Raw genomic sequence first — 9,701 nt, 5'->3', positions numbered from 1 at the left:
GCTCGGGTAGCAGATACTCCGTGCCGATTGGAACGTGAAATTTTTCGGCATAAAATTTCGCAGTTTAGAATTTTGAAATTTTAAATTTACGGGCTGAATTTATCGGTAGAATTCCGTGCCGCGTGGATAAATTTTTATACCGCCAGATTTTAAAATTCCGAAATTTCAAAATTTCGCTATTTGAATGAGCTTCGCAAATTTTGTATTTCGTGAACGCATAGAAAATTCTGCGCCGTGGAATTTGAGCGGTAAAATTTGAAATTCCGCAAAGCCGAATTTTGCTAAGCAGAATTTCGCAATACAAGAATTCTACCGCAGAGCTTTGCGATAGCGTAGATTTGACGCAGACACGCCCGTCCGAAAGCCAAATTAGGGCGCGAGCGCTTGCGATAAGAGCGCAAATTTTAAGAAGCGAAATTCTGCGCCGCTAAAAGGCGCAAAATTTCACCTAATTTACTCGCCGAATTCCTTCTGCAGCCTGTAAACCTTATCGTAATCGACCCCCTCGATGATGCGCGGACGCGAGGCGTTGAAATCCGCGTTTATCACCGAGCGAGCGGGATCGTATTCGGGCAGCTCGGTCATCTCTAAAATTTCCGCGATCGCGTGGATGAGATCGTCGTTTAAAAACGGCCTATTTTTGGCTGCGGCGATGCGCGCCCAAAGATCAGCGTTTTGCTCTTTGAACTTATCCGAAGCCATGAAAATCAGCGGGATTTCGAGCGTGAAGCGGTTGATGCCGCCGTGGATCAGCTTGCCGCGGTATTGATAAAGGCTCTGGGCGTGGTCGCTGAAATAGACTATCAGCGTGTTGTCGCTCGCAAAAATTTTATAAATTTCGCTTACGATAAAATCGTTGTAAGCCACGGTGTTTAGGTAGTGCGCGAGCTCTTTTTTCTGTCCCTCATCAAGCGGCTCGCGCGAGATGTCCACGGCGCTAAATTTAGCAAAGCTTTTCGGATAGCGAAACTCGTAGCTCGGGTGCGAGCCCATTAGATGAAGGATGAAAAATTTATCCTTCATCTGTGCGCCGCCCACCTCTGCGGCGGAGCTTTCGTCCTTGCGTGCAAGAGGTGATCTTTTCGCACCCGATTTGAAATTTTTTATGCTAGGAAGCATAACTTCGTCGAGCGAGTAGGCGTATTTGTAAACCGGGATTTGATTCGTAAAGTCCGAGTGATCCGTCATCTGCGCGCTCGCGCCGCTTGCTACCGCCCACTGCCCGTAGCGCTCCTGGTTGCTGATCCAAAAGGTCTCGTAGTTTGCCAGCCGCGCGAGATTTACGATGTCGAGGTTGGCGCTCCACGGGCGCTGCTTTTCGCTCTCGTAATTTCCGAAATTTAGCACGTATTTTAGCACGTCGTTGGTCTTGGCACCCGGCGAGACGACATCGCTAAAGGCGATTAGATTTCCGCTTTGCTCAAGCGCTTGCAGATTCGGTGTGGTGGGCAGATAGTAGCCGTATAGGCTCATAAAATTTCGCTGCAGGCTCTCTCCGATAATGAAAACGACGTTTGAGATGCGGTTTGGCGCGGTTTTATGCGAATGCGAGGCGTAAATGCTTTGGTATCCCGCTTGCAGCTCGCGCACGCTTTTAAAATCGGCGCCGAAATAATCTTTCGTAACGAAAGCAAAGTTATAAATCGGAATTTTATTTAGCGCGATTATGATGCTGGCGCGCATTTTCGAGCTTTTGGCTACGTAGCTTTTAAACGCCGCATGCGCAATAAAAACGAGCAAGCTAAGCAGAAAGGCTATCTTTATCGCGCGACATAGCTTCATCCGCACTCGCTGGCTCACTCTAAGCCTAAGAGCGGCGAAGACGAAGATCAAAAGCACCAAAAAAGCCGCGATAAGCTTAAAATTTAAAAACGCATGCGCGAACTCAAAGGCCTCCTTGGGCGTCGTTTGCACTAGCGCGTCCAGCGTGCCGTGCGAGTAGGTAAGCTCCAGGCTAAAGATCAAAAAAATCTGAGCGATCGCAAAGACCACGTTTATCGCCAGAAGCGCAAAGGCGAGAATTTTATATAGCCTGGCGCTGTAAAAGCTAAGCGCGTAAAGCGCGAAAAAAAGTATCGTCACGCCGCAGATCGCAGACGCCACGAAAAACAGCGCCTGCGCAGAGAGTAGCTCGCCGCCGCGCGCGATAAGAAGCAGCCCAAGCGCTAAATTTAATACCAAGACTAGCGCGTATGCGTTTAGCACCGCGCCGCCGAATACTGATAGGAGGCTGAATGCGTCTTTTAAAAATGCGCCGATATTTTTTGCTAGGCTCATGAAATTCCTTTGATGATTGCGTTTAAAAAACGAAGATGAAAAAGATAGCGCCGATTAGAATTCTATAAATTCCAAACGGGATGAAGTCAAACTTCGAAACGAAACTTAGAAATAGCTTGATTGCCGCAAGCGCCACGACGAACGCCACTGCCCCGCCTATGAGAAAAGTCGTGATATTAGAGGAGTTTTGCGCGAAGGTGTCTAAATTCTTATAGGTGTCGTAAAAAGTCGCCGCAAACATCGTAGGGATCGCGAGTAGGAAGCTAAAGCGCGCGGCTAAGTTTCTGCTTAGCCCGCACAAAAGCCCTGCGATGATGGTAGCGCCGCTGCGCGAAGTGCCCGGCACCATCGCAAAACATTGCGAAAGCCCGATGATGAAGGCCTGAACGTATGAAATTTGATCCAGATGCTCTAGCTCGCTTTCTCTCGGGCGCGCCTTGCGAAAGAGCTCTACCGCGATAAAAATAATGCCCCAGCCGATCAGCGCGTAGGCGACGGTCTGCGGCGCGAAGAGCGATTTGATGCTTTTGTAGAGCAAAAAGCCGATCGCGGCGGTAGGGATAAAGCCCACGATGAGCTTGCACCAGAGCTTAAAATCGACCAAAAGCCGCTTGTAAAACATCACGACGACCGCTAGGATCGAGCCTAGCTGGATAACGACTTCGAAGCATTTAAGCGTATCGGTCTGCTGCAAGCCCATCAGTTTTGCTGCTAGGATCATGTGTCCGGTCGAGCTTACGGGCAGAAACTCAGTCAGTCCCTCGACGATGCCTAAAATCACGGCGTCAAATATATTCATCCATTTTTTCCTTTAAATTTGCTAAATTCTGTGTGATCGAAGCGGGTCTGTAGATCGCCTCTACCATCGCGATATAATCGGGCTTGATGGCTAAAATTTCATCCAGATTTTCTAGGTTTATCCCGCCGATTACGGCGATTGGAAGGTTTAAAGATTTTTGCGCCTCTTGCACGAGCGCATCGGGGCAAAGCGGCGCATCAGGCTTTGTCTTGCTGCGCCTTAGCGAGCCGAAGGCTACGTAGCTAGCGCCCTGCGCCTCGGCCTTTTGCGCGCGAGCAAGATCAGCATAGCAACTAACGCCGATGATCTTATCCGCGCCTAAAAACTCGCGCACCTGCGCCGTCTCGCCGTCGTCCTTTCCGATATGCACGCCGTGCGCGCCGAGCTTTTTGGCAAGCGTCGTATCGTCGTTGATGATGAGTTTGGCGCCGTAATCTTCGCAAAGGCCGATGAGAGAGCGGATTAAAGCTTCATCCCTCACGGCGAGCTTGCTACGATACTGCACGAGCTTTACGCCGCAGCGTAAAATTTCATCTATCTGCGAAAAGATAGTTTGCGGCGGCGTTAAAGCATCGTCGCTAAGCGCGTAAATTTCACTCATCTATCTTTTTCGGCATCGGCACGCCGTTTAGAATGCAGTTGGTAACATCCCAAAATTTTGCGCTATACATTCCGCGTTTAGCCTCTTTGGCTTCCTCGGCGGCTTTTAAAAGAAGTTCGCTATCGTCGGTTGTCGGCACGGCAAATCCCGCCGCCACTAGGTCCAATCGCAGATTGCTTTTAGGATCGCTTGCGTCGCAGACATAGGCGTCATTGCCGCGATCGATTAAATTTACGTAGTAGCGCTTGCCGGGTTTTATCACGGACTCGAGAGCTTTTTTATATTCTTTGTCGAATTTTTTCAGCTCCTTAGCGTCCGTTATGCACCTAGAAGCGCCCGCGGCGATAATGTTTAAATTTTTTAAGTCGCAGGGGAAGAAGCGATCTTTTTGAGCCTTTCTGAAGGTAAAAACGAAGCTTCTGCCGTCATTGCCAAGACCTGCAAACGCAGCGATGCCGTATCTATCTTTTTGCTCCGCAAAGCTTTGCGTGCAGAGCAAAATCGCAAGTGCTAGAAATATCTTTTTCATAGGATTCCTCTTAAGCGGTGCAAATTCTATGAGAGGAATTTGCGCCTAAATTTTGCGGATTATTTTAAATTATACTTTTCCAAAAGCTTTTCGTAGCTTCCGTCCTTTTTCATCTCCTCAAGCGCTGCGTTAAATTTAGCCAGAAGCTCTGGATACTTGCCCTTATCAAATGCGATCGAAAAGCCCTCGCTGCCGTCGGATTCTTTAAAAAATGCGGTTAGATCGTCGTTTTTCTTGAGGTATTCGTAGCCCACGGACGAATCTACGCAAAGCGCGTCGATCTTTTTGTTCTTCAGTGACATAACGGCTACAAAAACATTCTCCGTAGCGCTAACCTCGGCACCTTTGATATCTCTGATCGCAAGCTCTTGAATAGTGCCTAGCTGCGCGGCAAGGCGCTTGCCCTGCAGATCCGCCTTAGAATTTAACGAGCTATCGTCCTTACGCTTGACATATAAATTCTCGACTTTATAGTAAGGAGCCGTGAAATCAATAGCCTTTTTACGAGCCGGTGTCGCGCTCATTCCTGAGGCGATCATATCGATTTTGCCGCTTTTAATCGCAGGGATTAGTCCGTCAAAGCTCATATTTAAAATTTCATATTTCACCCCCGCGCGCTTGGCAAGCTCGGCTACCAGATCCATATCAAAGCCGGTAACCTTGGAGTTTTCATCCACAAACTCAAACGGCGGATACTCGGCGTTCGTGCCCACGATGAGCGTATCTTTGGTGATGTCTTTAGCGATTAGCGAACCGCAAAGCAAAGCGCCCGCAACTAAAAATCTAATAAATTTTTTCATTTCCCTCTCCTTTAGTGGTTTAAAATTTTATTTAAAAATTCTTTCAATCTCGGATTTTGCGGATTTTCAAATACGTTTTTAGGCGTATCGTCCACAGCGATATTGCCGCCCTCCATAAAAAAAATCCTATTCGCGACATTGCGTGCAAAGCCCATCTCGTGCGTTACCACAAGCATCGTAATGCCCTCTTTAGCGACCTCTTTCATTATTCCTAACACCTCGCCGATCATCTCGGGATCTAGTGCCGAGGTAGGCTCGTCGAATAAAATCACGTCCGGATTTACCGCCAAACTTCTAGCGATTGCGATGCGTTGCTTTTGCCCGCCGCTAAGCTTGTGCGGATAAGTATAGGCCTTATCGCTAAGACCTACTTTAGCTAGCAGCTCCTCTGCTTTTGCGTAGGCTTGTTCTTTAGTATAGATACCCGCTTTTATGGGCGCTAGAGTTAAATTTTCCAGCACGTTTTTATTTGCAAAGAGGTTGAAATGCTGAAACACCATACTAACTTTGCGGCGAATTTTATTAATATCAGTATGCTTATCGGTAATATCCTCGCCGTCTATTTTAATAGTGCCGCCGCTTGGAATTTCAAGCAGATTTAAGCAGCGCAAAAAGGTCGATTTACCACCGCCGCTTGGACCGATGATTGCTACGATATCGCCTTTATTTATGGTCTTTGAAATTCCTTTTAGCACCGATAAATTGCCGTAGGATTTGGTTAAATTTGATATTTCAATCATTGCGGTTTAACCTACTTTCTAGCATTTTTACTAAAAACGAGAAAAATTTCACGCTTGCATAGTAAAGTACTGCGGCAAAAAGTATCGGCTGGACGGTATAAAGCGCAGCCTGCATGCTTTTTGAAAAAAACGTAAGATCAGTAATTGCTACGAGGCCCACGACCGAGGTCTCTTTAAATAGGCTAATAAACTCATTCGCAAGCGCAGGCAGGATATTTTTTATCGCCTGCGGAAAGACGATCTCTTTCATCGCCGTGCCGTAGCCTAGCCCCATCGCGCGCGCAGCTTCCATCTGTCCGCGATCGACGCTATTTATGCCGCCGCGCACGATCTCCGCGACGTAAGCTGAGCTATTAAGCCCCAGCGCAAAGATCGCAGCTGCGATATTATTGCTCCACGTAGCAAAGATAATAAACACAAACACCATCAGTTGGATAACGATTGGAGTTCCGCGGATGATGTCTACGTATTCGTCGATAATGAAGCTTAAAAATTTATTGTTTAGAAATTTTAAAAATGCCAGCATAAATCCTAATGCGATACCGATCACGATGCCGCCGGAGGTCAAAATAAGAGTGATGCCGTAGCTTTTGGCGTATGAAATTTTTTGCGCTTCGCTCAGTTCGGGATAGGTGAAATAAAGCCCCACAGCGATTACAGTCAAAACAAATACGACCTTTAAAATTTTCTCGTTCAACCAAGGCGCCTTTTTCTTAAAATTTAAATGGCAAGAATACTAAAATTTCGTTAAAATCTGGCTAAATTCCGAAAGCGAAATTTTATTTGAAGTAGGGTAGAATTAGCCTTTTTAAAAGGATGACAGGATGAGCTTTTGGACCTATTGCGCAATCGCGATATATTTCGGCGCGCTTATTTTTATAGGTAGGTATTATTATGACAAGAATGCGAGCTTAAGCGAGTATCTGCTCGATAATCGCCGCCTAGGGCCATTCGTAACGGCACTTAGCGCGGGCGCTAGCGATATGAGCGGCTGGATGCTTTTGGGAGTGCCGGGCGCGATGTTTGCGACGGGGATTTGCAATATCTGGATAGCTCTAGGGCTTTGCGTGGGCGCGTGGTGCAACTATAAATTCCTTGCCAAAAGGCTTAGAATTTACACCGAGGTAGCAAGCGACAGCGTAACGATCCCCGATTTTTTAGAAAACCGCTTCAAAGACCATACCAAGACGCTTCGCATCATCTCGGGGCTTTTGATCATCATATTTTTTACGCTCTATGTTAGCAGCGGCATCATCGCAGGCGGCAAGACCTTCGAGAGCTTTTTCGGGTTAAATTTTACCTACGGCGCGGTCGCTACGATCCTAATCGTCGTGTTTTATACCTTTTTCGGCGGATTTAAGGCCGTCGCGATCACGGATGCGTTTCAAGGGGCGCTGATGTTTGCGGTACTTATTTTGATCCCTTTGTTTTCTTACCGCGCGCTGCAGATCCCTGCGGACAGCTCCTTTTTGGCGCAGGTACGGCTATATGGCGCGAGCCACCTTGATCTATTTTACAATCAAAGCTTCTTAGGCGTTTTGGGGCTGCTTGCTTGGGGACTCGGATACTTCGGGCAGCCGCATATCATCGTGCGCTTTATGGCGATTAGAAGCTCGCGCGAGCTTGATAGCGCGCGCCGCATCGGAATTTCGTGGATGGTACTAGGGTTAGTAGGCGCGATGCTTAGCGGTCTGATCGGCTTTGTGTATTTTTCGCAAAAAGGTCTTAGCATAGACGACCCAGAAAAAATTTTCCTAGAGCTCGGTAAAATTTTCTTTCATCCATTTATCCTAGGCGTGATAATCTCTGCGGTGCTAGCAGCGATTATGAGCACTATCTCAAGCCAGCTTTTGGTAAGCGCTAGCGCGGTTACGAAGGATTTTATCTTTGCATTTTATAAAAAAGAGGTAAGCGAGCGCACGCAGACGCTAAGCAGCCGTATCGCCGTCGTGATCATCGCCGCAGTCGCCGCGATCTTGGCGTTTGGCTCAAACGATACGGTGCTAAACGTCGTCGGAAACGCTTGGGCGGGATTTGGCGCGAGCTTTGGAGCGGTGCTGCTTTTCAGCCTGTATTCTAAAAAGATGAGCGCGCTCTCTGCTTTGGTGGGTATGCTCGTGGGCGGTATTACGGTCATTTGCTGGATCTTATCGGGGCTTTCGGCGATCGTTTATGAGCTGCTGCCGGGCTTTTGCTTTTCGGCGCTTGCGATATTGCTCGTAAATCGCTACAACTCCGTGCTCGATAAGATGGCGGATGAGCCTAATGCCGCGCAAATTTCGCAGGAATTTGAAAAGATGAAAGAGCAGAGTTTGGGAAGCAAAAATGGCTAACGTAAAGTGCCCGCACTGCGGCTCGCAGATTGATATAGACGAGGCGCTGCAGCGCGATATCAAGGCCAAATTTGAAGATGAAATTTTGCAGCAGAAGCGAAAGTGGCAGCAGCAGCAAAACGAAGCCACGCTTAAATTTGAAGCCGAGATCGCCGCTAAGCGCGAGGAGTACGCGAAGCATCTGGCGCAGCTGCAAGCGAAGGAAAACGCCTTTGAGCAGCGCGTAAAAGCGGCGACCGATTCCGCGCTAAACAGCGAGCGGGAGAAAATTTTAGCGCTTGCAAAATCTCAGATCGAGAGCGAAAACGCGGCGAAATTTGAAATTTTACAAAAGGAGCTGCAAGAAAAATCGCAAAGAATTTCCGAGTTAAATTTAATAAAGGCCGAGATGGAGGCGCAAAAGCGTAAATTTAGCGAGCTTGAAGCCGAGAATAAAGCCAAATCCGAGATCGAGCTAACCAACCGCGTAAATCAAGAGCGTGAGCGGCTTTCGAAGCAAATTTCACAGGAAAACGAGTTGAAATTCCGCCAAAAAGATGAGCAGATCCAAAGCCTAATCGGCCAAATAAACGAGCTCAAGCGCCGCTCGGAGGTGGGCTCGCAGCAGCTTCAGGGCGAGGTGCAGGAGCTTGCGCTACAGGAGTATCTGCGGCTAAACTTTCCTTTGGACGAGATAGATGAGGTCAAAAAGGGCGCGCGCGGCGCAGACTGCGTACAGACGGTGCATACGAGGGAGTTTGCGGGTTGCGGTAAAATTTTATACGAGAGCAAGCGCACGAAAAGCTTCGAGCCCAAATGGATCGACAAACTCAAAGACGATATGATAGGCGAGGGCGCGCAGATCGGCGTTATCGTAACCGAGCAGATGCCGCCTCACAGCCCTAGGCTGCACCAAGCGCCGAGCGATGCTAGCATCTGGATCTGTTCGTTTGAGGAATTTAAGGGTCTTTGCGCCGTCTTGCGCGAACATGTCGTGGCGCTTGCATTTGCCAAGAGATCGGGTCAAAATCAAGATAGCAAAACGGCGATGCTCTACGACTATCTGACCTCGCCCGAGTTTGCAAACCAGATAAAGACGATCGTATCGGCATTCGTCGGCATGCAAGAGAGCCTAAATAAGGAGCGCAACGCGATGGAGCGCATCTGGAAACAGCGCGAAAAACAGATCGTGCGTGCGCGAGACGGAGCGATCGCGATGCACGCAAGCATCAGAAGCATCGCAGGAGGTGGCGTAGCGCAGCTGGATGACGTCGATGAAATTTTAAGCCTCGAGGCGATCGCGACGGAGAGCGAAGCGGACGCGCTTCAAAACCAAGACGGCGACGAGACGCTATAGCGGCGTGTGGACGGGTCGCCGTTCTAGCGAGAACGCGAGATGATCTTACGGCGTGAGGCCGAAATTTCGTAAGCAACGCGATATTTGTCCGTGGACAAGTGGTGCTAAAATTTCAAGAAATAATTGTTGTATGCTTTTGGGTTTGCGAGGTTGGAATTTTGCTTGCGAATTTTATCTCGGCAGAAATATGCCGCACCGTGTAGCGTGTAAAATTTAAATTCATAATTAAGGAATCGCTTCATGTTGCGAAAATTTGATTTGGAATTTCTATCTTGTATCCCAATTA

Annotated in this window: 10 protein-coding genes; 2 read left to right on the top strand and 8 right to left on the bottom strand. The window is 48.1% G+C overall.

The window, feature by feature from the left end; translation table 11 throughout:
• Positions 1-453 precede the first annotated feature (453 nt).
• The 7 genes from Q0372_RS00740 to Q0372_RS00710 are packed head-to-tail and all read right to left on the bottom strand — an operon-like array spanning position 454 to position 6,401.
• Positions 454-2,277, bottom strand: a complete 1,824-nt coding sequence (locus Q0372_RS00740) for a phosphoethanolamine transferase (protein ID WP_298101421.1) — start codon at positions 2,275-2,277, stop codon at positions 454-456.
• A gap of 22 nt (positions 2,278-2,299) precedes the next feature.
• A complete protein-coding gene (locus tag Q0372_RS00735; protein WP_298101419.1) occupies positions 2,300-3,076 on the bottom strand; it encodes an undecaprenyl-diphosphate phosphatase in 777 nt (258 codons plus the stop codon).
• Positions 3,063-3,677 (bottom strand): thiamine phosphate synthase, encoded by a 615-nt coding sequence (gene thiE, locus Q0372_RS00730; protein WP_298101417.1) that lies wholly within the window; start codon positions 3,675-3,677, stop codon positions 3,063-3,065. Before thiE ends, Q0372_RS00735 begins: the two co-directional genes overlap by 14 nt.
• A complete protein-coding gene (locus tag Q0372_RS00725) occupies positions 3,670-4,206 on the bottom strand; it encodes a hypothetical protein (RefSeq protein ID WP_291940022.1) in 537 nt (178 codons plus the stop codon). The genes thiE and Q0372_RS00725 overlap by 8 nt, the downstream gene beginning before the upstream one ends.
• Positions 4,207-4,265: 59 nt before the next feature.
• Positions 4,266-5,006 (bottom strand): basic amino acid ABC transporter substrate-binding protein, encoded by a 741-nt coding sequence (locus Q0372_RS00720; RefSeq protein WP_298101414.1) that lies wholly within the window; start codon positions 5,004-5,006, stop codon positions 4,266-4,268.
• Between the two features lie 11 nt (positions 5,007-5,017).
• A complete protein-coding gene (locus tag Q0372_RS00715) occupies positions 5,018-5,746 on the bottom strand; it encodes an amino acid ABC transporter ATP-binding protein (RefSeq protein WP_298101412.1) in 729 nt (242 codons plus the stop codon).
• Complete coding sequence (locus tag Q0372_RS00710; RefSeq protein ID WP_297995910.1) at positions 5,739-6,401, bottom strand: amino acid ABC transporter permease; 663 nt, start codon at positions 6,399-6,401, stop codon at positions 5,739-5,741. The genes Q0372_RS00715 and Q0372_RS00710 overlap by 8 nt, the downstream gene beginning before the upstream one ends.
• A 169-nt stretch (positions 6,402-6,570) precedes the next feature.
• Between Q0372_RS00710 and putP the strand changes: the two genes are divergently transcribed.
• The gene (gene putP, locus Q0372_RS00705) at positions 6,571-8,079 is read left to right on the top strand and encodes a sodium/proline symporter PutP (protein WP_298101410.1); all 1,509 of its coding nucleotides are present in this window, start codon (positions 6,571-6,573) and stop codon (positions 8,077-8,079) included.
• On the top strand, positions 8,072-9,415 hold the full coding sequence (locus tag Q0372_RS00700; protein WP_298101408.1) for a DUF2130 domain-containing protein: 1,344 nt from the start codon (positions 8,072-8,074) through the stop codon (positions 9,413-9,415). Before putP ends, Q0372_RS00700 begins: the two co-directional genes overlap by 8 nt.
• 104 nt (positions 9,416-9,519) lie before the next feature.
• Here the strand turns inward: Q0372_RS00700 and Q0372_RS00695 are convergent.
• On the bottom strand, positions 9,520-9,701 hold a 182-nt coding region (locus tag Q0372_RS00695; protein WP_298101406.1), incomplete at its 5' end, for a hypothetical protein.

This window comes from uncultured Campylobacter sp., assembly GCF_937997405.1.
Lineage (GTDB): Bacteria > Campylobacterota > Campylobacteria > Campylobacterales > Campylobacteraceae > Campylobacter_B.
This window is presented reverse-complemented; position numbering and strand designations above follow the sequence as displayed.